The sequence below is a fragment of the Pseudomonas sp. PAMC 25886 genome, assembly GCF_000242655.1.
In the GTDB taxonomy this organism is placed as follows: Bacteria; Pseudomonadota; Gammaproteobacteria; order Pseudomonadales; family Pseudomonadaceae; genus Aquipseudomonas.
The window spans coordinates 113,323-134,652 of sequence record NZ_AHHC01000084.1; the positions used below are offsets into that span (position 1 = coordinate 113,323).

Consider the following 21,330-nt stretch of genomic DNA (forward strand, 5'->3'; position numbering starts at 1 on the left):
TTACAAAAAAAGCTTATGCACGCTCCCTGGCAGGTCACAGGCCCAGGAGATGCAGGCCAGTCGGATTAAACGGGCATCCTAGCCCGCTTCAAATAACGCCATGGCCTCGACATGGGCCGTCTGGGGAAACATGTCGAGGATCCCGGCACGTTTTAGCCGGTAGCCTTGCTTGACCAACTCGACCGTGTCCCGCGCCAGCGTTGCCGGATTGCAGGACACATACACCAGGCGATCAGCCCCCAGAGTGGCGAGCTTGCGCACAACCTCCAGGGCACCATCGCGGGGTGGGTCCAAGAGTACCGCAGAAAAGCCCTCTTTGGCCCATTCCGCGTCGGTCAAAGGCTGGGACAAATCGGCCTGAAAAAACTGCGCATTATGCAAATTATTGCTGACGGCATTCTGTGCCGCCCGATCCACCATGGCTTGCACACCTTCCACCGCCACCACTTCCCGCACTTGACGGGCCAGCGGCAAGGCGAAGTTGCCCAAGCCACAAAACAAATCCAGCACCCGCTCGTCGGGCTTTGGCGCCAGCCATTCCAGGGCCTGGGCAACCATCGCCTCGTTGACCCCGGCGTTGACCTGCACGAAGTCTCCCGGGCGGTACGCCAACTGCAAATCCCACTGTTCCAGACGATAGCCCAGGGCCTGGTCCGGTTCGAAGGGTTGCGGCTGGCCCTCGCCATGCAGCCACAGCTGGGCTTCATGGAAGGTACAAAATTCCTGCAGGATCGTCAGGTCCGCTTCGGACAAGGGCGCCATGTGTCGCAACAACACGGCAATCGACGACCCGCTGAACAACTCCACATGCCCCAGCGCCTGAGGCTTGCTCAAGCGCCGAAGCATGTTCGGCAAACGCTGCATGATCGGCTGCAAGGCCTGTACCAGCACCGGGCAATCATCGATCCCGACGATGTCCTGGCTGGCCACGGCGCGAAAACCCACCTCGAGTTTCTTCGCCTTGGCATCCCAGCGCACGGCCACGCGGGCGCGACGGCGATAGCCGAATTCCGGCCCGCTCAACGGCGCGGCCCACTCCTGGGGTTCGACACCTGCCACACGGGATAATTGCTCGGCGAGCATGCGCTGTTTCAGGGCGAGCTGTTCGTCATGGGGCAAGTGTTGCAGGCTGCAACCGCCACAGCGGCCGGCGTGCACACAGGGCGCCGGGCGGCGCAGTTCACTGGCGGTAAATACGCGCTCGGTGCGCGCCTCGACCACTTTGCCATGGGCGCCCAGCACCCGCGCCTCAACCTCTTCGCCGGCCAGGGCACCCACTACAAACCAGGTGCGGCCTTCAAAGAACACAATGCCGCGGCCGTCGTTGGCCAGGCGCTCGATGGTCAGGCGTTGCTTCTTGCCTACAGGAATCTGTGGGGCCCGGCTGCCGCCCGTCGGTTGGAAGCGCAGGCCTCTCTCGTGCTTGGCCATCAGTTGGGCGCGTCGAAAATGCCGGTCGACAAGTAACGGTCGCCACGGTCACAGATGATCGCGACGATCACTGCGTTTTCCAACTCCTGGGACAAGCGCAACATCCCGGCAACGGCGCCACCGGACGACACGCCACAGAAGATGCCTTCTTCACGGGCCAACCGGCGGGTGGTGTCTTCGGCTTCACGCTGGGCCATGTCGATGATGCGATCGACGCGGGCCGAGTTATAAATTTTCGGCAAGTACTCTTCGGGCCAACGACGGATCCCCGGGATCGCCGCGCCTTCCATCGGTTGCAGGCCGACGATCTGGATCTCGGGGTTCTGCTCCTTGAGGTAGCGCGAATTGCCCATGATGGTGCCGGTGGTGCCCATCGAACTCACGAAGTGAGTGATGGTGCCCTGGGTCTGGCGCCAGATTTCCGGGCCGGTGGTGGTGTAGTGCGCCTCGGGGTTGTCGCCGTTGGCGAACTGGTCCAGCACCAGGCCACGGCCTTCGGCGGCCATGCGCTCGGCGAGGTCGCGGGCGCCTTCCATGCCTTCTTCCTGGGTGACCAGGATCAACTCGGCGCCATAGGCCGTCATCGCCGCCTTGCGCTCGGCGCTGCCGTTGTCGGGCATGATCAGAATCATCCGGTAGCCCTTGATGGCGGCGGCCATGGCCAGGGCAATCCCGGTGTTACCGGAGGTGGCTTCGATCAGGGTGTCGCCGGGCTTGATCTGCCCACGCAGCTCGGCGCGGGTGATCATCGACAGCGCCGGGCGGTCCTTGACCGAGCCGGCCGGGTTGTTCCCTTCGAGCTTGAGCAACAAGGTATTGCTGGTGTTGCCCGGCAGGCGCTGCAAGCGGACCAGCGGGGTGTTGCCGACGCAATCGGCGATGGTGGGGTACTGCAAGGTCATGGCGTATTCGCAATCCAGACTGCGGGGGCGACTATCATACCGGGAAAGACTGGCGGGCCATATCACGCAAAGTGTGGTGCTTATCGCTTAATGGAATAAGTCAGGCCGGGCCGTGGTTTCTCTGGAACACTTCGTCGCCCATCGCGGCAATTTGCCCTTCGATCAACGCCTCGAATGGCTTCAACAGCGGCTCAAATGAAGTGGGCGCTTCAAGCACCTGCAACGCCTGCACGATGGCTTCCACCGTCGACAAAGCGCCGGGCCCCGGCGCCTTGCGCAGTCGATACCGGGACACGGCACCTTCTGCCAGCGTCACCCGAGGCAACGCCGCCAACAAGGGATTGAGGTGCAGCAGCTTGCGCGCCTTGCGCCAGGTCCCGTCCGGCACTACCAGCAGCAACGGTTCGTCGGATGGCGTATAGGCCTGCAGCGGTTGCGCATCCTCGGCAGGGAATAACAGGCGCGCCTGATAACCCGGCGGATTCAACAGCACCTGCAAATCCTCAAATACCTCTCCCACTATTAACTGCGCATTCACCAGTCCGAGGGCCGCCAAGCGCGCGGTGTTCAATGCATGATTGACCTCACTCGGATGCTGCAACAGCAACACGCGGGTGCGGCTCTCCAGGCTCGGGATCAGCGCGCACAGGCAATGGGTGGTGGGCCGCAGGCAGCGGGAACATTGGGGTCTGGACATGGGTTTTCAGGCCTGGTTGAGCTGGGCTTTGAGTAAATCGCGGAACGTCTGGATCAACGGCTCGCGGCTGCGGCCCCGACGCATGATCATCGAGAACGGCGCCTGGTAACCAAAGGTCGCCGGCAGCAGCACCCGCAAGTCGCCTTTGTCGGCCCAGGCCTGGGCGTAGTGTTCCGGCAAGTAGCCGATGTAGGCGCCGGACAGCACCAGGATCAACTGCGCCTCCATACTTTCTACCGTGGCGGCGCTGTGCTTGAAGCCGTGGCGCGCCAGTTCGGCCTGGCTCCAGTAGCCGCGGCCGACCATGCGCTGCTGGGTGATGACTTGTTCAGGGATACGCCGCTCGTTGAACAACGGGTGGCGGGTGCTGCAATACAGCCAGTGCTGTTCGCGGTAGAGCGGCATATAGATCAGCCCGCTCATCCGGTTGGAGAAGGCGCCGATGGCCAGGTCCAGGCGATTGTCCTGTACCCCAAGCTGCAATTCGTAAGGGCTCATCACCGACAGATGCAAATGCACCGCCGGGTGCTCCTGGCTATAGGCGCCGATGACTTCGGCAAACGGCAGGGCCTTATCGCTGACGGTGGAGTCGAGCACGCCGAGCTTCAGGGTGCCGCGCAACTCACCTTTGAGTGCGGCGGCATATTGCTCGAAGCCTTCCAGCTCGCCCAACAGACGCAGGGTTTCCTGATGGAACAGCTCGCCCTTGCTGGTCAGGCTGAACCCGCCCCGGCCGCGATGGCACAGCACCAGGCCCAACGCGGCTTCGAGCTGGCTCATGTAGGTGCTTATCGCGGAGGTCGACAGGTTGAGTTCGTGCTGGGCGTTGGCGAAACCCTGGTGCCGCACGACGCTGACGAAGATGCGCAGGAGTTTCAGGTCGGGCAAGGCGTTGGCCATAAGATCTCCAAGTAACACAAAACCTGTAGGAGCTGGCTTGCCAGCGATGGAATCCACTCGGTGCGCCTGTTACACCGAGGCGCCTGCATCGCTGGCAAGCCAGCTCCTACAGTTGCAGCCGAGTTTACCTCAGCCATTAGTTTAGAAAAATCTGAACTAAGTATTTGCCCCTGCCGATTCTTCCCTTCCCATGCATTTCGCAGAATCGGCTTCTAATAAACAAAACGATGAGGCAATCCCGTGGACAAGATTTTCCACCAACCACTGGGCGGCAACGAAATGCCGCGCTTCGCCGGCATCGCCACCATGATGCGTCTTCCCCATTTGCAATCGGCCAAGGGCCTGGATGCCGCCTTCGTCGGCGTGCCCCTGGACATCGGCACCTCCCTGCGTGCCGGCACCCGTTTCGGGCCTCGGGAAATCCGCGCCGAATCGGTGATGATCCGCCCTTACAACATGGCCACCGGTGCTGCACCGTTTGACTCGCTGTCGGTTGCCGACATCGGCGACGTGGCGATCAACACCTTCAACCTGCTGGACGCCGTGCGCATCATCGAAGAAGCCTACGACGAGATCCTCGAACACAACGTAATCCCGATGACCCTGGGCGGTGACCACACCATCACCCTGCCGATCCTGCGGGCGATCCATAAGAAACACGGCAAGGTCGGGCTGGTGCACATCGACGCCCACGCTGACGTCAACGACCACATGTTCGGCGAGAAAATCGCCCACGGCACCACCTTCCGCCGCGCGGTGGAAGAAGGCCTGCTGGATTGCGACCGCGTTGTTCAAATCGGCCTGCGCGCCCAGGGCTATACCGCCGAAGACTTCAACTGGAGCCGCAAGCAGGGTTTCCGTGTGGTCCAGGCCGAAGAATGCTGGCACCACTCGCTGGCACCCTTGATGGCCGAAGTGCGCGAGAAAGTCGGCGGCGGTCCGGTGTACCTGAGCTTCGACATCGACGGCATCGACCCGGCCTGGGCACCTGGCACCGGCACCCCGGAAATCGGTGGCTTGACCACGATCCAGGCGATTGAAATCATCCGCGGCTGCCAAGGCCTGGATCTGATTGGTTGCGATCTGGTAGAAGTTTCGCCGCCGTACGACACCACCGGCAACACCTCGCTGCTGGGCGCCAACCTGCTGTACGAAATGCTCTGCGTACTGCCTGGCGTGGCGCACCGCTGATGAGCAACCAGGCCGAGGTGTTAAAAGCCGCGGCCGACCTGGTGTCGGCCTTCGCCCGCAATGACCGCGAGGCTTACTTCGGTGCGTTCAGCGCCGACGCCAGCTTCGTGTTCTACACCCTCCCCCAGCCGCTGCTGAGTCGCGACGCCTACCAGGTGTTGTGGGACAGCTGGCGCCGGGACGAGGGATTTGAGGTGCTGTCCTGCACCTCAAGCAACGCATTCGTCAGCCTGCAAGGTGACGTCGCGGTATTTGTGCATGACGTGGCCACCGAGCTGCGCATGAACGGGGAGCAATTCTTTAGCCAGGAACGCGAGACCATTGTCTTCAAACGGCAAGGTGATCGCACACAACAAAAAGAAGGCCTGTGGCTGGCCTGTCACGAACATTTGTCCGCTATGCCGGAAGGGCTGCCGCCCCCTTAGCCAATGTGATCGGAGCTGATCATGAATAATAAAAACAACGAAAATAGTATTCGCAACATAGAAACCAACGGCGTCGAACAGATCCCGGACCACGAACGTACCGCCGGGCCGAAGGATTTTTTTCGCCTGATTTTCGGCGGTGCCAATACCTTCGCCACCGCCGTGCTGGGGAGCTTTCCAGTGCTGTTTGGCTTGTCGTTCCAGGCCGGCGTCTGGGCGATTGTGCTGGGCGTGCTGGTGGGGGCGGTGATCCTCGCGCCCATGGGCCTGTTCGGGCCGCTCAATGGCACCAATAACGCGGTGTCTTCCGGTGCGCATTTTGGTGTGCACGGGCGGATTGTCGGCTCGTTCCTGTCGCTGCTGACCGCGATCGCGTTCTTCTCACTCTCGGTGTGGAGTTCAGGCGATGCGCTGGTGGGCGGTGCGAAACGGCTGGTGGGCTTGCCGGAAACCGACCTGACCCTGGGCCTGGCCTACGGCGTGTTCGCCATTCTGGTGCTGACGGTGTGCATCTACGGCTTTCGCTTCATGCTGTGGGTCAACCGTATCGCGGTGTGGGCGGCCAGCCTGCTGTTCCTGCTGGGCATCTTCGCCTTCGCGCCCGCTTTCGACAGCCACTTCGCCGGCACCGTCGCCCTCGGCCAGACCGGCTTCTGGGCCGCGTTTATCGGTGCGGCACTGGTGGCCATGAGCAACCCGATTTCCTTCGGCGCGTTCCTCGGCGACTGGTCGCGCTACATCCCGCGGGAAACCTCGAAGATGCGGATCATGCTGGCGGTGGTGTTCGCGCAGATCGCTACCCTGATCCCGTTCCTGTTCGGCCTGGCCACCGCGACCATCGTGGCGATCAAGGCACCGGACTACATCGCCTCCAACAACTATGTCGGCGGCCTGCTGGCCGTGGCTCCGAGCTGGTTCTTCCTGCCGGTGTGCCTGATCGCGGTGATCGGCGGCATGTCCACCGGCACCACCTCGCTGTATGGCACCGGGCTGGACATGTCCAGCGTGTTCCCGCGCCTGCTGTCACGGGTCAAGGCGACGCTGCTGATCGGGGTGATGTCGATTGCCTTCATCTTTATCGGACGTTTCGCTGCCAACCTGGTGCAGAGCGTGTCGACCTTCGCCGTGCTGATCATCACCTGCACCACGCCGTGGATGGTGATGATGATCATCGGCCTGATCGTGCGCCGGGGTTACTACTGCCCGGACGACCTGCAAGTGTTCACGCGTGGTGAAACCGGCGGGCGCTACTGGTTCAGCCACGGCTGGAACTGGCGCGGCCTGGGGGCCTGGATCCCGAGTGCGCTGGTGGGCCTGTGCTTCGTCAACCTGCCGGGGCAGTTCGTCGGGCCGCTGGGCAACCTCGCCGATGGCATCGACATCAGCTTGCCGGTCACCCTGGGCCTGGCCTCGCTGGTGTACCTGACGCTGCTTCGCGTGTTCCCGGAACCGGCTTCCGTCTACGGGCCGACTGTGGCGAGGGAGCTTGCTCCCGTTCGACTGCGCAACAGTCGCGAGGCCGCCTGATGAATGGCGTGAAATGGATTGGGGCTGCTGCGCAGCCCAGCGGGAGCAAGCTCCCTCGCCACACAGCCCCCTTTAGCCCCACATAAAAAAGATAACCGGAGACTCGCCGTCATGGCTTTAGATCTATTCGTCGTCCTCATCTACGCCGCCGGCATGCTGGTGCTCGGCTACTACGGCATGCGCCGGGCCAAGACTCATGAAGACTACCTGGTGGCCGGCCGCAACCTGGGCCCGACGCTGTACATGGGCACCATGGCGGCCACCGTGCTGGGCGGTGCGTCCACCGTCGGCACCGTGCGCCTGGGTTATGTGCATGGCATTTCCGGTTTCTGGCTGTGCGCCGCCCTGGGTGCGGGGATCATTGCGCTGAACCTGTTCCTGGCCAAGCCGCTGCTGAAACTGAAAATCTTCACCGTGACCCAGGTCCTGGAAAAGCGCTACAACCCCATGGCCCGCCAGGCCAGTGCGGTGATCATGCTGGCTTACGCGCTGATGATCGGCGTGACCTCGATCCTCGCCATCGGCACCGTACTGCAAGTGCTGTTCGGCCTGCCGTTCTGGATCTCGGTGCTGCTGGGCGGTGGCGTGGTGGTGGTGTACTCGACCATCGGCGGCATGTGGTCGCTGACCCTGACTGACATCGTGCAGTTCGTGATCAAGACCGTCGGCCTGATGTTTATCCTGCTGCCAATCTGCCTGTACCGCGTCGGCGGCTGGGATGAATTGGTGGCGAAGCTGCCCGCGTCGAATTTCAGCTTCACCGAAATTGGCTGGGACACCATCATCACCTACTTCATGATCTACTTTTTCGGCATCCTGATCGGCCAGGACATCTGGCAACGGGTGTTCACCGCCCGTGACGAAAAGGTCGCCAAGTATGCAGGCACTTTCGCCGGTTTCTACTGCATCCTCTACGGCCTGGCCTGTGCGCTGATCGGCATGGCCGCCCACGTACTGATCCCGGACCTGGACAACGTCAACAACGCGTTTGCCGCCATCGTCAAAGTCTCGCTGCCGGACGGTATCCGTGGCCTGGTGATTGCTGCTGCACTGGCCGCAATGATGTCCACCGCCAGTGCCGGCTTGCTTGCCGCGTCCACCGTATTGACCGAAGACCTGCTGCCGCGCCTGCGGGGCGGTAAACAGTCGAGCCTGAAGATCAACCGTCTGTTTACCCTGCTGACAGGGATTGCCGTGCTGGGTATCGCACTGGTGGTGAACGATGTGATCAGCGCGCTCACCCTCGCTTACAACCTGCTGGTGGGCGGCATGCTGATCCCGCTGATCGGAGCGATTTTCTGGAAGCGCGCGACAACTTCCGGGGCGATTACCTCCATGACCCTGGGCTTTGTGACGGCGCTGGTGTTCATGATCAAGGACGGTTTGGACGCCAATACCCCGATCTATTACAGCCTGGGCGTGGGCCTGGTGAGTTTTGTGCTGGTGAGCTTGCTGTCCCGTCGTCCGGAGGCTGTTGCGGCACGGGCGATCTGAACGAATAGTTGAAAGCAGCTTTCTTCAGCGGGTGCGACGTCGGATGTCGCACCCGTTTTTTTTCATTCCCACATTACCGAAACCGCCGGCGCCCTTGCCTGAATGACTTCCTGAACCAAAGAAGCCCATACCAATCCCTGGGTTGTACCCCCGGCATAAGTTGCCCCTGCGACAATTCGGTTGTATGCGGACCAATAAACGATTGAAAGTCCATCTGCGGTGCCAGGCCTGGCACATTCAATAACCTGCAAGTTGCCACTTTCGATCGCGCTGCGGTAGGACGCTGGAAAGTGCCGAGCCACAGCCGTCAGGCACGCCGCCAGTACCTCTTCCTTGTGTTCCTGCATCGAATCGGGCGGAACCCGACCACCGGAGACAAGAATAAAGTCTCCGTCCAAGCGGCAATTCATGACGCCGATGGGCAGGTCGTACTGCAGCTTGAGTCCGCGCATTTCGACACCCTCATTCCCCACCGCACGCAGTTTGAAAAACCAGCCAACGATCGCGAACACCTCGGGTTCCTCTACCCCCATGGCCGTGACGACGAAGTGTTCTCTGCTCAGGTCAGCAATCTGGACCGGACTCAAATTCCGGGGCAGGAACTGAACCCCGGAGCGCTGCAAAAGCGCCACTAATTCATCCATTAGATGAGCAAACTCCAGATCGTAGCCCGACACCTCAATAGCCCGGCTGATCCCTGGAATTCCATAACTAGCCTGGAATTGCGGCTGGCTGATCTCTGCAAGCTCATTGCCCGGCTTGCCACTGGGCCACGGCCTGTTTTCGATATCGCACTGTTCGCGGATCGCGGCCTCTACGCCACTGGCGTCGTCCGCGTACGCTCGTACAATCCGCGACCGCGCGAATGGTGCGAGGGACGGGTTGTCGGCGAGGAGCTTTTCAAACAACTCAATGCCTGCACGATTGCACTCAACGGCCAAATACTGATTTCCGGGCGTCAGATAACCATTGCGTAGCGGCTTTGCCGTCGTCTCCGTTGCTGACAGATGGCGCATGTTCACCCTGTTATGGCTGGCGCCGTCGCGCGCCTGCGTTCCTCCGTAAACAATGACTTGATAATTCGCCAGGCGGAACATCACGGCCTGGAGCAGGCCGTTGATACCCCTGCCGATGATCGACACGCGCGGTGCACCGGCATGTGCCTGCTGAGTGGGGATCATCAGTGAATGTGCAAGTTTGCGCCTGACAAGGCTGCGCAAGGCTACCAGGCTCAGTTGAACAGAGACGGCATAGTCAAGGTCGCCATGGCAGGCTTCGGTGGTTGCCGCCTGTGTCGTAAGCGTTGCTGGTTTGCACCAGGTGTAGACACTACAGCCGAGTGCTTCTGTACGCCTGCGAAACGCGTCCAGTGTCCTGGGACCGTAGTCCAATACCAGCTGGATACCTTCTGCCGTAGCCAGGGCCTGCAAAGCATCATCGCTGAAGACATCCGGCTTGGCGACACAGACCAGGCGAGCTTGCCTGTGCATACATTGAATAAGAGCCCGATCAATACGATGAGTAGAGTCATCATTCAGGGACAAGCATAAGGCGACTGCTTCGACCCCCTTCACTGCTTCGAGCAAGTCCACGACAAATGACACTTTAGTGTCGGAAAAGACTTTGCCGATAGCGTCCGATACTTGACCGGGCCGAACCAACACCTTAATCCGAACAGTCGGATTTCGATCAAGTAATAACTTGACGAGTTCTTTTCCAACATTGCCGTATCCCAGCACACAAATATCATCGGGGAGAGAGCCATCGGCCAGGGTCAGCCAATGTGCAATATAAGCGGCAACATGCGGCGAGTTGACCCCCGGCGTATGGATCACTTGAATGTTGTTAGAGGCGCACAGATCCAATCGAATCTTATCCAGGCTCGTCCCTCTGCGGACCAGACATAGGTTTCCAAATGGGTGGGATACACGCCATTGGTCAATGACATCTGCATCAATAGGCTGGTCACCGACTATGATCGTTGATGGGCGCAACAGTCCGATCTGCATAAGCAGCGCTTGCTTGGTTAATGTCGGCGGGAAAAACACTACATTGCTGGGCGCGTCAGCCTTCCAGCCCCTGGACGCAGGGGCGATATGTAAAATATTTTCGGTGATGGCGATGAGTGACGCAGCGACTGGCGGGACGGAAGAAAGCATCATAGCTTTATCTCCAACAATTCTGACGTGCTCAAGGGGAGTTCAATAAAGTTGGGGTTCTGGAAATGCAAACGATACAAATCTTTTCCTAACGGAACTCAACCTACGCTTATCTTCAGAATTGAATAAGCCAGACACTTCTGACAAACAAGTAGTCCACTTCCGACACTTGAACGCCAAGGCATGACTGACGTGCACAGATTCGGACTACTCAAGTATTTCCGCGAAATGATCAAATGGCTTTTTCGAAAACTTTCCTGACCAGCCTTTTTTTTGCAAGTGCACAAAACAAATATGGGAGCGGGCTTGCTCGCGAATACGCTGTGTCAGTCAGTGCAAAGTTCACTGATACACCGTATTCGCGAGCAAGCCCGCTCCCACATAAAATTTATGCCGCTTCAGACCACGCCCAAACACCGGGGGTTTGGGCGCTTTCCAGGACTTACCTGCGACGCGGGCGACGCTGCTCGTCATCGGTGCGAATTGGCACCGGTTGCAGCGGTGGCTCGATCAAGCCGAGTGCGACGCCGAGGTCGTGCAGCCAGTTTTGCAGTTTCTCTTTCATGGTGCCCCCTTGGGGTAATGCCGAGCGGCTGGAATTCTGTGGCCGCTTCCTACAGATAGTAGCCCTAAGTCCTACGTAATGCTTGAACGAAACCACAACGAACTATTACTGAATTGATCAAAATCCTGACGGATCGTTCAAGCAATCGCTCGGGTTAAGGGTTCCAGTGCCACCTTGCCCTCTTGCTGCAGGTCAATCCACGCATTGAGGTTAGCGCCGAGCATGCCCTTGCGCCACATCAACCAGGTGGTGGCGCTGGCAAAAGGCTCGGCCAGCGGATGAATGGACACACTGTCCTTGCCCGGCAGGCTGTCGAGCATCGATTCAGACATCAACGCCACCCCGGAACCGGCGATCACACAAGCCAGCATGCCCTGGTAGGACTCAATCTCGATGGCTCGGCCCATCGCCACGCGATCGTGGGAAAACCAGGCTTCCAGCCGCGCCCGGTAGGAACAACTGCGTCGGAACGTGAACACCGAGCGGCCGGCAACATCCTGCGGCCCACGCACGGGCGGGTGGTCCGCCTCGCAAATCAGCAGCAGGCGCTCTTCGCACAGCGGCACGCCATCCAGGGTGGCCAGGGTCAACGGCCCGTCCACCAGCGCGGCGTCGAGGCGCCCGGTAATCAAGCCTTCCAGCAGCTCACCGCTGGGGGCCGATTGCACCTGCAGGTTCACCATCGGATACGCCTTGTGGTAGCGCGCCAACAGCTTGGGCAAGTGAATCGCCGCCGTGCTGTACATGCTGCCGAGCACAAAGTCACCGGCCGGTTGCCCGCCTTGCACCGCGCCATGGGCTTCGTCATGCAGGGCCAGCAGGCGTGCGCTGTAGTCCAACAACACTTTGCCTGCGGGAGAAAGCTGCAAGCGCTGGCGCTCGCGCACGAACAGTTCGACGCCCAGCTGTTCTTCCATCTGTTTAAGCCGGGTCGACAAGTTGGACGGCACCCGGTGCAAACGCTCGGCCGCACGGGTGATGGAGCCCTCCTCGGCCACCGCCTGGAAAATACGCAATTGACTAAACTCCATCACTATTCTCCAAAACTGAACAAGTTACTCACTATTATTCATTTTTAAAGAAAGTCAATCCACTTTAGCCTGAGGGTCACTTGCTGCTCCCAGGAAAAACCACCATGTCACCGCTGATCCGCTTACTCGCCAGTTTTATCGCCTTGATGATGGCCATGGGCATTGGCCGCTTCGCGCTTACCCCGCAAATGCCGCACTTGCTCAGTGAGGGCCAGATCGACTTGACCGGCGCCGGCCTGATTGCGGCAGCCAACTACCTGGGTTACTTCGTCGGCGCGGTGGACTCGATATTTGCCCGCAGCCATCACCATGTACGCGGGCGCCTGTACGGCGGGCTGTGGTTATGTGTGCTGCTGACCCTGGCGTCGTACTGGGCCCATGGGTTCTGGCCGCATTTGTTGTTGCGCTTTGGTACCGGTGTGGCAAGCGCCTGGGCCTTGGTGATGATCACCAGCCTGAGCCAGCCTCTGGCCATTGCGGCCGGGCGCCCACGCCTGGGTGCACTGGTATTTGCCGGGCCGGGGCTGGGGATTCTGTTGACCGGGTTGCTGGCGCTGGGCTCCAACCTGCTGGGGCAAGACTCTGCAACCTTGTGGCTGGTGTATGGCGCAGTCGCGCTGGTGATGCTGCTGGCCATCCTGCCGTTCCTGCCCAAGCCTTCCGCCGCCAGCTCGCCCGTTGCCAGCCACACCGACGTGATCAACAACGGCAGCATCACCCACCTGTGCTGGATCTACGTGTTGTACGGTCTCGGCTACATCATCCCGGCGACATTCCTGTCACAGATGGCCAGCGCGCAATTCAACGGCGCATGGCAAGCGGATCTGTTCTGGCCCTGCTTTGGCCTGGCCGCCGCGATTGGCGTGGTGGTCGCGAGCCTGCGCCGTAAGGACCCGGACACCACCCGCCGCTGGCTGATGACAACCCTTTGGCTGCAAGCTGCCGGGGTGTTCGCCTGCCTGCTGGGCAACGGTTGGGGCCTGGCGCTGGGGGTGTTGTTGTGCGGCGGGCCATTCCTGGCGTGCATGCAGTTGGTGATGGCCCGCTTGCGTGAGGTCGCCCCCCATGGCTACCAGCGCAGCACCGGGTTGCTGACCGCCAGCTTTGCGATCGGCCAATTGAGCGGGCCGTTGCTGGCGTCGGTGAGCAGCCACCTCAGCGGTGGCCTGCAACCGGCGCTGGTGGTCGCTGGCGCCGGTTTGGTAGTGGCAGGATCGGTGCTGGTCAGCCGGCAACCATCGGCGCAGGTGCGCGAACCTGTTCACGCCGCGCAAGCACCAGGAAAAACAGCCCACCCAGGAAGCAGCCGGTAAACCAGGCGAAGTTGGCCATGCCCTGCAAGGCCGGAGTGAAGGTGATCGCGACGCCCACCAGCGTCGCGGGCACCAGCGCCTTGACCGCCGTCCAGTTCACGCCGCCATCAAAGTAGTAGCGCCCGCTCGGGCTGTCGTCGAACAGCGCGTCGACGTCGATCTTCTGCTTCTTCACCAGGTAGTAATCCACCAACAGAATCCCGAACAGCGGCCCGATAAACGCCGCGAGGATGTCGAGGGTGTAGTGGATCATCAACGGGTTGTTGAACAGGTTCCACGGGGTGATAAAGATCGAGGCCACCGCCGCAATCATCCCGCCGACGCGCCAGCTGATTTTGCTCGGTGCCACGTTGGCAAAATCAAAGGCCGGCGAGACAAAGTTGGCGACGATGTTGATGCCGATGGTCGCGGTGACAAAGGCGAACGCCCCCAGAAGTACGGCCATATCGTTGTCGATGCGCGAGACCGTGGCGATCGGGTCGTGGAGCATTTCGCCGAACACCGGCAAGGTGCCCGAAACAATCACCACGGTGACCAGGGAGAACGCCAGGAAATTTACCGGCAAGCCCCAGAAATTTCCGCGACGCACGTCCTTCATCGTCCGGCAGTAACGACTGAAATCACCGAAGTTCAGGGTCGGACCGGAAAAGTACGACACCACCAATGCCGTCGCCACGATGATTTGGCCAAAGGCTTGCCAGCCAGACAGGGACTTTTCCGCCAGGGTGAAGCTGATATTGGCCCAGCCCGCCTTCCACACGATCCAGCCTGCCAGGGCAAACATCACCGCATAGACAATGGGCCCCGCCCAGTCGATAAAACGACGGATGGACTCCATGCCGGCCCAGAACACCAGCGCCTGGAGCGTCCACAGACTGAGGAAACCGAACCAGCCCAGGTACGACAGGCCGGCAAAATGTGGCTCTGCGTATACCGCCATCTGTGGGAAAAACCGCAGCACCACGATAATCAATGCGCTGGATGCCAGGTAGGTCTGAATCCCGTACCAGGCCACCGCGATCAAACCGCGAATCACCGCAGGAATATTCGCGCCGAACACCCCAAAGGCCAACCGGCAGATCACCGGGTACGGCACTGCCGCCTGCTGGCTCGGCTTGGCCACCAGATTGGCGATCAATTGCACAATGCAAATCCCGGCGAGCAAGGCGATCAGCACCTGCCAACTGGCCAGCCCCAGCGCAAACAGGCTGGCGGCGAACACGTAACCGCCAACGCTGTGCACGTCGCTCATCCAGAAGGCGAAGATGTTGTACCAGTTCCATTTTTGCGGCAGCGGCCCCAGGTCCTGGTTGTACAGGCGCGGGCTGTAGCCTTGGGGCAATTGTTCGGTCATCGCAGGGCTCCTCGTAAATACCGGCCTGCCACCCGCGACGGGAGTGCGTACGGGAGGCGGCATGGTTTGTATACGAGTTAATGAGCAGAATGCGTGCCAAAGAAATAAAACTCGGCACAATCCCTCTGCGGCGTGGGTCTTCAGGGAATTATGCAAAGGCACAAAAATGACTAAACGGTGCAGGTTCGCTCAGGGATGGTGCAGACCAATCCTGTACACAATCAATTGTGCACCCTGCGTGCACATTGGTAGCCCACGGTGCAGCAAACCGCGCTAAGGAAAGTGCCCCACGCAATATCCATCACGGCCAACCCGGCGGACCAACCCTGCAAGGTTGCCCAATTGCTCAGGTCATAGGTGCCGTAGGCCACCAGGCCCAGCAATGCGCCAAGCCGCGCGGCACGTTGCCAGCCGCCGCTCGTTACAGCGGGAAGGACGACAAACACCACACAACCGAATACATAGAGGAGATAGAACGCCACGGCGGGGAACAGGCGCGGCTGATCGAGCATCAGCGGGCCCAGCAGGGCTTTGTAGGTCGGCCCCATGAAAACGCCGAGCCACAGGCCGTCGAGGACCAGGAAGGCGAGCAAGGTGCCGAGGTAGGCGAAGAGGGTTTTTCTGGACATTCATAGGATCCTTGCAGGAGCTGGCTTGCCGGCGATGGCGTCAGAAGAATCACCGCAAGGCTCACGGGCCTTATCGCCGGCAAGCCGGCTCCTACAGGAGAGCAAACCGCGATCAGCTTAGTTCAATACGATCCGCGTGGATCACGATGTGACCCTGCTTGTAGAGAGCACCGATGGCCTTCTTGAAGTTGCCTTTGCTGACACCGAACAAACTGCTGATCACCGCCGGGTCGCTTTTATCGCTGACCGGCAAGGTGCCGTTGTTCTCGCGCAACTTGGCGAGGATCTTCGAGTTCAGGCTGGACGCCGCTTCTTCACCTACCGGCTGCAGGCTCAGGCTGATATTGCCGTCGGCGCGGATTTCCTTGATGAAGCCTTTCTCTTCCTTGCCCGGGCGCAGGAACTTGAACACTTCGTTCTTGTGGATCAGGCCCCAATGCTTGTTGTTGATGATGGCCTTGAAGCCCATGTCGGTGGCTTCAGCCACCAGCAAGTCAACTTCCTGGCCTACCTTGTAGGTGGCCGGGGTCTTGTCCAGGTAACGGTCAAGGCGCGCGGTGGCGGTGATGCGCTTGGTGTGCTTGTCGAGGTAGACGTGCACCACGCAATATTCACCGGCGGTCAGCTGGCGCTTTTCTTCGGAGTAAGGCAGCAGCAAGTCCTTGGGCAGGCCCCAATCCAGGAAGACACCAATGCTGTTGACTTCAACCACTTTCAGACTGGCAAATTCACCCACCTGTACTTTTGGTTTTTCGGTGGTCGCGATAAGTTTGTCATCGCTGTCCAGATAAATAAAAACGTTGAGCCAGTCTTCATCTTCACTGGGAATATCTTTGGGAATATAACGATTGGGCAAGAGGATTTCGCCCTCTTGATCACCATCCAGGTACAAACCAAAGTTAGTGTGTTTAACCACTTGCAAGCTGTTGTAGCGCCCGACTAAAGCCATTTCCAATACCCTCATTGCGTGGGCGGCATTCTACCCGAGTTGACGGCGGCGGTCCCGTGTACCGGCGCACAGGCCTGAAAAATCATGGGTTTGCCGCGGACCGCCCCGCTCGTCAGATGATCAGCCTGATTTATGCAAGCACCCAAGCCATATTTCTCCCATGGGTTTCGAATTAAAACAGCGAGTTAGGTGAGTATTTCACTGATTAATTTCAGGCCATTCATAAAGCCGCCGTATATTCCTGGGGATATTTGCCAAGCAATTGTCAAGCATTTCATGTACGATGCATGGCCAAGTTAATTTTCTACAGGTTAGTGGCCGCCATGCGCGTAAAAGCATCCAACAGCAAAGCAAAGCCAGCTCCCGCCGTTGAAACCAGCGAATCGATCAACAGCCAAATTGCTGCATTCCTCAAGCAGGGCGGCGAAATCCAGCAGATTGCCAAAGGCGTAAGCGGCCAGACTTTCGGCCCGTCCAAGCAGATCACCCTGGGTAAAAAGTAATACGTGCGCATTACACCTGGTCCCTATGCGCTTTGCCTTTCAAGGCGCTAGGACTAGAGCCCGCAACACCCTCTGATACTCCCCCTTTTGCACCAATCGACGAACGGGCTTCATCCGTGAACCATCGCCGGTATGCTTGCACACGTCTAGATCGGGCATTTGCCTGATATTTCCCGTTACTGCTCCTCGCTTTTCACGGAGTGAAGCATGCTCAAATCCTGCATTTTCCTGGCCGGTGCCCTGTTGGCCAGCCCCCTTGCCGAAGCGCAGGTTTTCCAGCGTGAACTGGGTGACTTCGACCTGAAATTGGGCACCACGCCCAGCCGCAGCATGGCCCAAGGCCTGGTCAAACCCACTTCGCCCGGCAGCGACTCGTTCCACGGCGGCCTCGACCTGAGCCACGGCAGCGGCCTGTACCTCGGCCAATTCTCACCAAGTATGGGCATCTCCCCGACCAGCAACCTGGAAGTTGACTCCTACCTGGGCTTCAAGCGGCCCTTTGACCAGACCCTGGGTTATGAACTGGGGATGATCCACTACAGCTACCCCAAGCTGAGCCCACTCGACAGCCAGGAGTTCTACGGCGGCCTGACCTTGCTGGGCAATCGCTTCGGCGCCTCCTTCAGCAACGACCCGGACCGGCAGGACAGCACCCTGTTCGCCGACCTGGGCGGCACCAAGCCCTTCGGCATTGGCGTCAGCATGAAGTACACCACCCACCAGTTGGGCACCCCGGTCTCGGTCGCCGATGGCAGCTCCATCCGCAGCTTCAGCGATTGGTCGGTGCAATTCTCCCGGCCGTGGATGGGTGTCGACCTGAACCTGATCTACAGCGACTCCAGCCTCAGCGGCGGCGATTGCTCGGCCTACTCCGGACACAACTCGCAATGCGACGGCCTATTGACCTTAAAAGCCGAGCGGGCGTTTTATTGATGGGCTGAACTGTCGCGGCACTGGCGGGTTCAGATGCAATAACCTCGTCTGCGCAAGGACTCGCTCATGCTGCGTCGCTTAAAACTTCTGGTGATGTTGCTGACCCTCAGCCTGGTGCTTGCCGGCTGCAACCGGGTGGGCCTGGCCTATCGCAACCTGGATGTGATCATCCCCTGGACCCTCAGCGACTACCTGGACATGAACGCCGGGCAAAAGAGCTGGTTCAACGACAAACTCAAGGAACACTTGGCCTGGCATTGCACCACGCAACTGCCGGGCTACCTGGATTGGCTCGACCGCCTGCAACAGATGGTCGACAACAACCAGGTGACTGACGCCGCCCTGCAAACCCGTACGGCCGAGGCCAAGCAAGCGATTGCCGAGAGCGCCCGTACGATCACGCCGTCCGCCGTCGAATTATTGCAGGGGCTCGATGACCAGCAAGTACAAGACATGGAGCAAGCATTCGCCAAAGACCTGCGCAAGCGTCAGGACGAGTACCTGAAACCGTCCCTCGAACAGCAGATCAAGGAACGCGCCGAGCGCATGAACAAGCGACTGGATGCATGGCTGGGGCCGTTAAGCGCCAGCCAGCAGAATCGCGTCACCGCCTGGTCGATCGCCCTCGGCGAGCAGAACCGGCAATGGATTGGTAACCGTGCCCACTGGCAGGCGCTGTTTATCGCAGCGGTCAAGGACCGCCACAGCAGCGACTTCCCGAACAAGATCGAGCAACTACTGGTGGACCGCGAAAGCCTGTGGACGCCGGAGTATCGCCAGGCCTACGCCCAGACCGAAACCGCCGCCCGCAGCCTGATCGTCGACCTGATGGCGGAAAGCACCGTGCAGCAGCGCCAGAAGCTGACGCAGAAGATCGACAAGGTGCGCAGCGACTTCAAGGCCCTTAAATGCCTGAAGGCTGGCACCCCATAATCATCAGGCAATCTGTGCTTTCGAAGCCACTTCATCGAACGTCGCCGGATCCAGCGCATCCGCCTGCTCGTCCAGCACCTCACGCGGGTGATTATTGCCAGGGATGCAGCTGTCGATCAGGCTCAGCAGCTGTGAGCCGCGCAGGGTCAATTTGAAATTTTCACCATTGCCGCACTCTTCCTCTGACCGCGACTCAATAAAGCCGCGCGTGAACAACAATCCCTCGTAATCCGCTGCGGTCTTTTTAAACTCATCGAGATTACCGATGGGCTCACCAGCGGCAGCCCTTTTGGCGGCTTCTTCCTCGGCATATTTGCGCGGGGCGAAGCTGGCTCCACCGTTCTGCACCTCATGCAGCAGTCGTTCGATCAAATCCCAATCGTAAGTCGTCATCCTGATTCCTCCTGAAGGCACACGAATATAGGCCCTTCCAAGGTGTGACATGCCGGACCCGTTGCCGTTCAGCCTAGCGGACAGGCGCGATTTCGCTGAACTTTTAAGCGTTCGGAGCCCTCAACCGAACATCATCGCCAAGGAGGTCCGAACCATGAAAACCCTGCTGAATATAGCCGTCGCTGCCACGCTGCTCGCCGCCCTGCCCGCCTGGGCCTGCACGCTTGAAGAAGCCACCGCCAAACGTGAGCAACTGGCCAAGGAGGTGACCAAGCTCACCCAACAGAACCCGGAGAAGGCCAAGGAGATCAACGAGGAATTGCAGAACATGAAGCTGGAAACCGCCAGCGCAGACCTGCCCGACAAGTGCCAACTGATCGACCAGCGCCTCAAGGAAATGGACGAAGCGGCCGCCAAAGCCAAAAACTGAGGCGAAAAAAAACCGGACACTGTCCGGTTTTTTTGTGGCGCAAACCTTACTCGGCAGCAGGCGCTTCCGGCTTGCGGCGCTTGAGCGGGGCCATGCCATCCTTGCTGACCAACGACAGGTTGTCGGTCTTTGGACGGTTGGCAATCTTGCGCTTGGTCGGCGACTTGGCGCCGGCTTTCTTCTTCTCGCCCTTGGCGTCGACCTTTTTCTTCTTCACGCCAACAGCTTTACCCGAAGCCTTGACCTTCTTCGGCCCGCCGTAGGTGCCTTTGACTTCCTTGATGGTGCGGCGCTCGAACGACTGCTTCAAGTAGCGCTCGATGCTCGACATCAGGTTCCAGTCGCCGTGGCAGATGAGCGAGATCGCCAGGCCATCGTTGCCGGCACGCCCGGTACGACCGATACGGTGCACGTATTCGTCGCCGCTGCGAGGCATGTCGAAGTTGATCACCATGTCCAGGCTATCCACGTCCAGGCCGCGGGCAGCAACGTCGGTGGCGACCAGGATCTTCACGCCGCCTTGCTTGAGGCGGTCAATGGCCAGCTTGCGGTCCTTCTGGTCTTTCTCACCGTGCAGGACGAACGCCTTGTACTCCTGAGCCACCAGGCGACCGTAGATGCGATCGGCCATGGCGCGGGTGTTGGTGAACACGATGGCCTTCTGATAGGTCTCGTTAGCCAGCAACCAGTTGAGGATCTGCTCTTTGTGCACGTTGTGGTCAGCGGTGATGATCTGCTGACGGGTGGTCGAGTTCAGGTCGCTGACGTTGTTGACCTGCAGGTGCTCGGGGTTGTTCAGGACCTTGGCGACCATGTCGCGCAGGGTCGAACCGCCGGTGGTGGCCGAGAACAGCATGGTCTGCTGACGGTTTACACATTCTTGCACAAGGCGCTGCACGTCGTCGGCAAAACCCATGTCGAGCATGCGGTCGGCTTCGTCGAGCACCAGCACTTCAACTTCCTTGAGGTCCAGGTTGCCGGCGTTCAGTTGCTCGATCATCCGGCCCGGGGTACCGATCAGGATGTCCGGCACCTTGCGCAGCATGGCGGCCTGGACCTTGAAGTCTTCGCCGCCGGTGATCAGGCCGGACTTGATGAAGGTGAACTGCGAGAAGCGCTCCACTTCCTTCAAGGTCTGCTGGGCCAGCTCGCGGGTGGGCAGCAGGATCAGGGTCTTGATGCTGACACGGACTTTCGCCGGGCCGATCAGACGGTTGAGAATCGGCAGGACGAAAGCGGCGGTTTTGCCACTCCCGGTTTGAGCCGTCACCCGCAGGTCACGCCCTTCGAGCGCGAGCGGGATGGCCGCTGCTTGCACAGGCGTTGGCTCGACAAATTTAAGCTCGGCCACGGCTTTGAGCAGGCGTTCGTGCAGGGCGAATTGGGAAAACACGGGTGCTACCTCGAAGAAATACAAAAAAACAGCTGCATAGGGTAACGGTTTCGGGCGCCAAGGCCGAGTTTCTTTACGCGAACTGCGTTAATCAGGCGCTTTTTTGTCAGGGGATTTGTCTACAAGGACAACTTTGACGCACTTAAATGCTCTAATCGCCCCGTCACGTCTTACAGAA

General features: G+C 59.8%; 21 protein-coding genes. 9 read left to right on the forward strand and 12 right to left on the reverse strand.

Annotation, left to right across the window (positions count from 1 at the left end):
* Nucleotides 1-78: 78 nt before the first annotated feature.
* The 4 genes from rlmD to MUM_RS0128740 form a co-directional block, all read right to left on the reverse strand.
* Nucleotides 79-1,431, reverse strand: a complete 1,353-nt coding sequence (gene rlmD, locus MUM_RS0128725) for a 23S rRNA (uracil(1939)-C(5))-methyltransferase RlmD (protein ID WP_010176476.1) — start codon at nucleotides 1,429-1,431, stop codon at nucleotides 79-81.
* Nucleotides 1,431-2,333 (reverse strand): cysteine synthase CysM, encoded by a 903-nt coding sequence (gene cysM / locus MUM_RS0128730; protein WP_029616143.1) that lies wholly within the window; start codon nucleotides 2,331-2,333, stop codon nucleotides 1,431-1,433. The genes rlmD and cysM overlap by 1 nt, the downstream gene beginning before the upstream one ends.
* A gap of 100 nt (nucleotides 2,334-2,433) precedes the next feature.
* Nucleotides 2,434-3,030, reverse strand: a complete 597-nt coding sequence (locus MUM_RS0128735) for a tRNA-uridine aminocarboxypropyltransferase (protein WP_010176478.1) — start codon at nucleotides 3,028-3,030, stop codon at nucleotides 2,434-2,436.
* 6 nt (nucleotides 3,031-3,036) lie between these two features.
* A complete protein-coding gene (locus MUM_RS0128740) occupies nucleotides 3,037-3,930 on the reverse strand; it encodes a LysR family transcriptional regulator (protein WP_003210734.1) in 894 nt (297 codons plus the stop codon).
* Between the two features lie 240 nt (nucleotides 3,931-4,170).
* Between MUM_RS0128740 and speB the strand changes: the two genes are divergently transcribed.
* The 4 genes from speB (at nucleotide 4,171) to MUM_RS0128760 (ending at nucleotide 8,567) form a co-directional block, all read left to right on the forward strand.
* On the forward strand, nucleotides 4,171-5,121 hold the full coding sequence (speB, locus tag MUM_RS0128745) for an agmatinase (RefSeq protein ID WP_003210733.1): 951 nt from the start codon (nucleotides 4,171-4,173) through the stop codon (nucleotides 5,119-5,121).
* Nucleotides 5,121-5,546, forward strand: coding sequence for a YybH family protein (locus MUM_RS0128750; RefSeq protein WP_010176479.1), 426 nt, complete (start codon nucleotides 5,121-5,123; stop codon nucleotides 5,544-5,546). Before speB ends, MUM_RS0128750 begins: the two co-directional genes overlap by 1 nt.
* A 21-nt stretch (nucleotides 5,547-5,567) precedes the next feature.
* Nucleotides 5,568-7,073, forward strand: coding sequence for a purine-cytosine permease family protein (locus MUM_RS0128755; RefSeq protein ID WP_010176480.1), 1,506 nt, complete (start codon nucleotides 5,568-5,570; stop codon nucleotides 7,071-7,073).
* Between the two features lie 111 nt (nucleotides 7,074-7,184).
* A complete protein-coding gene (locus tag MUM_RS0128760) occupies nucleotides 7,185-8,567 on the forward strand; it encodes a sodium:solute symporter (RefSeq protein WP_010176481.1) in 1,383 nt (460 codons plus the stop codon).
* A gap of 62 nt (nucleotides 8,568-8,629) precedes the next feature.
* Here the strand turns inward: MUM_RS0128760 and MUM_RS0128765 are convergent, their stop codons facing one another.
* The 3 genes from MUM_RS0128765 to ptrR form a co-directional block, all read right to left on the reverse strand.
* Nucleotides 8,630-10,729 carry an FAD-dependent oxidoreductase gene (locus MUM_RS0128765; RefSeq protein ID WP_010176482.1) on the reverse strand — a complete coding sequence of 700 codons (2,100 nt, stop codon included), beginning with the start codon at nucleotides 10,727-10,729 and terminating at the stop codon, nucleotides 8,630-8,632.
* Between the two features lie 439 nt (nucleotides 10,730-11,168).
* On the reverse strand, nucleotides 11,169-11,291 hold the full coding sequence (locus MUM_RS1000000134900; protein WP_003210728.1) for a PA1414 family protein: 123 nt from the start codon (nucleotides 11,289-11,291) through the stop codon (nucleotides 11,169-11,171).
* Nucleotides 11,292-11,428: 137 nt separating this feature from the next.
* The gene (gene ptrR / locus MUM_RS0128775; protein ID WP_010176483.1) at nucleotides 11,429-12,322 is read right to left on the reverse strand and encodes a putrescine utilization regulator PtrR; all 894 of its coding nucleotides are present in this window, start codon (nucleotides 12,320-12,322) and stop codon (nucleotides 11,429-11,431) included.
* Between the two features lie 104 nt (nucleotides 12,323-12,426).
* Between ptrR and MUM_RS0128780 the strand changes: the two genes are divergently transcribed.
* Complete coding sequence (locus MUM_RS0128780; protein WP_029616144.1) at nucleotides 12,427-13,635, forward strand: MFS transporter; 1,209 nt, start codon at nucleotides 12,427-12,429, stop codon at nucleotides 13,633-13,635.
* Here the strand turns inward: MUM_RS0128780 and MUM_RS0128785 are convergent.
* The 3 genes from MUM_RS0128785 to MUM_RS0128795 form a co-directional block, all read right to left on the reverse strand.
* Nucleotides 13,547-14,989 carry an NCS1 family nucleobase:cation symporter-1 gene (locus MUM_RS0128785; RefSeq protein ID WP_010176485.1) on the reverse strand — a complete coding sequence of 481 codons (1,443 nt, stop codon included), beginning with the start codon at nucleotides 14,987-14,989 and terminating at the stop codon, nucleotides 13,547-13,549. The genes MUM_RS0128780 and MUM_RS0128785 overlap by 89 nt on opposite strands.
* Nucleotides 14,990-15,210: 221 nt before the next feature.
* Nucleotides 15,211-15,618, reverse strand: coding sequence for a DUF2177 family protein (locus MUM_RS0128790; RefSeq protein WP_010176486.1), 408 nt, complete (start codon nucleotides 15,616-15,618; stop codon nucleotides 15,211-15,213).
* A gap of 112 nt (nucleotides 15,619-15,730) precedes the next feature.
* Nucleotides 15,731-16,567 (reverse strand): CvfB family protein, encoded by an 837-nt coding sequence (locus tag MUM_RS0128795; RefSeq protein WP_010176487.1) that lies wholly within the window; start codon nucleotides 16,565-16,567, stop codon nucleotides 15,731-15,733.
* Between the two features lie 323 nt (nucleotides 16,568-16,890).
* Here MUM_RS0128795 and MUM_RS0128800 point away from each other — a divergent pair, with 323 nt between their 5' ends.
* The 3 genes from MUM_RS0128800 to MUM_RS0128810 all read left to right on the forward strand — a co-directional run bounded on the left by MUM_RS0128800 (nucleotide 16,891) and on the right by MUM_RS0128810 (nucleotide 18,936).
* Complete coding sequence (locus MUM_RS0128800; RefSeq protein ID WP_003210722.1) at nucleotides 16,891-17,070, forward strand: hypothetical protein; 180 nt, start codon at nucleotides 16,891-16,893, stop codon at nucleotides 17,068-17,070.
* A gap of 207 nt (nucleotides 17,071-17,277) precedes the next feature.
* Complete coding sequence (locus MUM_RS0128805) at nucleotides 17,278-18,003, forward strand: TorF family putative porin (protein WP_010176488.1); 726 nt, start codon at nucleotides 17,278-17,280, stop codon at nucleotides 18,001-18,003.
* A 66-nt stretch (nucleotides 18,004-18,069) separates the two neighbouring features.
* Nucleotides 18,070-18,936 (forward strand): DUF6279 family lipoprotein, encoded by an 867-nt coding sequence (locus tag MUM_RS0128810; RefSeq protein WP_010176489.1) that lies wholly within the window; start codon nucleotides 18,070-18,072, stop codon nucleotides 18,934-18,936.
* Nucleotides 18,937-18,939: 3 nt separating this feature from the next.
* On the opposite strand, the gene MUM_RS0128815 is transcribed toward MUM_RS0128810, so the two are convergent.
* Entirely contained in the window at nucleotides 18,940-19,329 is a 390-nt protein-coding gene (locus MUM_RS0128815) for a hypothetical protein (protein ID WP_010176490.1), read from the reverse strand.
* 154 nt (nucleotides 19,330-19,483) lie between these two features.
* Between MUM_RS0128815 and MUM_RS0128820 the strand changes: the two genes are divergently transcribed.
* Nucleotides 19,484-19,759 carry a hypothetical protein gene (locus MUM_RS0128820; protein WP_010176491.1) on the forward strand — a complete coding sequence of 92 codons (276 nt, stop codon included), beginning with the start codon at nucleotides 19,484-19,486 and terminating at the stop codon, nucleotides 19,757-19,759.
* 46 nt (nucleotides 19,760-19,805) lie between these two features.
* Here MUM_RS0128820 and MUM_RS0128825 read toward each other — a convergent pair whose 3' ends face one another.
* Nucleotides 19,806-21,152 (reverse strand): DEAD/DEAH box helicase, encoded by a 1,347-nt coding sequence (locus tag MUM_RS0128825; RefSeq protein ID WP_010176492.1) that lies wholly within the window; start codon nucleotides 21,150-21,152, stop codon nucleotides 19,806-19,808.
* Between the last annotated feature and the right edge of the window lie 178 nt (nucleotides 21,153-21,330).

Coding starts and splice junctions, on each gene's coding strand:
- MUM_RS0128740 (WP_003210734.1), bottom strand. CDS start 3,930: ATGGCCAACGCCTTGCCCGACCTGAAACTCCTGCGCATCTTCGTCAGC.
- MUM_RS0128810 (WP_010176489.1), top strand. CDS start 18,070: ATGCTGCGTCGCTTAAAACTTCTGGTGATGTTGCTGACCCTCAGCCTG.
- cysM (WP_029616143.1), bottom strand. CDS start 2,333: ATGACCTTGCAGTACCCCACCATCGCCGATTGCGTCGGCAACACCCCG.
- MUM_RS0128765 (WP_010176482.1), bottom strand. CDS start 10,729: ATGATGCTTTCTTCCGTCCCGCCAGTCGCTGCGTCACTCATCGCCATC.
- MUM_RS0128760 (WP_010176481.1), top strand. CDS start 7,185: ATGGCTTTAGATCTATTCGTCGTCCTCATCTACGCCGCCGGCATGCTG.
- MUM_RS0128815 (WP_010176490.1), bottom strand. CDS start 19,329: ATGACGACTTACGATTGGGATTTGATCGAACGACTGCTGCATGAGGTG.
- MUM_RS0128780 (WP_029616144.1), top strand. CDS start 12,427: ATGTCACCGCTGATCCGCTTACTCGCCAGTTTTATCGCCTTGATGATG.
- MUM_RS0128820 (WP_010176491.1), top strand. CDS start 19,484: ATGAAAACCCTGCTGAATATAGCCGTCGCTGCCACGCTGCTCGCCGCC.
- MUM_RS1000000134900 (WP_003210728.1), bottom strand. CDS start 11,291: ATGAAAGAGAAACTGCAAAACTGGCTGCACGACCTCGGCGTCGCACTC.
- MUM_RS0128790 (WP_010176486.1), bottom strand. CDS start 15,618: ATGTCCAGAAAAACCCTCTTCGCCTACCTCGGCACCTTGCTCGCCTTC.
- rlmD (WP_010176476.1), bottom strand. CDS start 1,431: ATGGCCAAGCACGAGAGAGGCCTGCGCTTCCAACCGACGGGCGGCAGC.
- MUM_RS0128735 (WP_010176478.1), bottom strand. CDS start 3,030: ATGTCCAGACCCCAATGTTCCCGCTGCCTGCGGCCCACCACCCATTGC.
- MUM_RS0128785 (WP_010176485.1), bottom strand. CDS start 14,989: ATGACCGAACAATTGCCCCAAGGCTACAGCCCGCGCCTGTACAACCAG.
- MUM_RS0128805 (WP_010176488.1), top strand. CDS start 17,278: ATGCTCAAATCCTGCATTTTCCTGGCCGGTGCCCTGTTGGCCAGCCCC.
- MUM_RS0128795 (WP_010176487.1), bottom strand. CDS start 16,567: ATGGCTTTAGTCGGGCGCTACAACAGCTTGCAAGTGGTTAAACACACT.
- ptrR (WP_010176483.1), bottom strand. CDS start 12,322: ATGGAGTTTAGTCAATTGCGTATTTTCCAGGCGGTGGCCGAGGAGGGC.
- MUM_RS0128755 (WP_010176480.1), top strand. CDS start 5,568: ATGAATAATAAAAACAACGAAAATAGTATTCGCAACATAGAAACCAAC.
- MUM_RS0128800 (WP_003210722.1), top strand. CDS start 16,891: ATGCGCGTAAAAGCATCCAACAGCAAAGCAAAGCCAGCTCCCGCCGTT.
- MUM_RS0128750 (WP_010176479.1), top strand. CDS start 5,121: ATGAGCAACCAGGCCGAGGTGTTAAAAGCCGCGGCCGACCTGGTGTCG.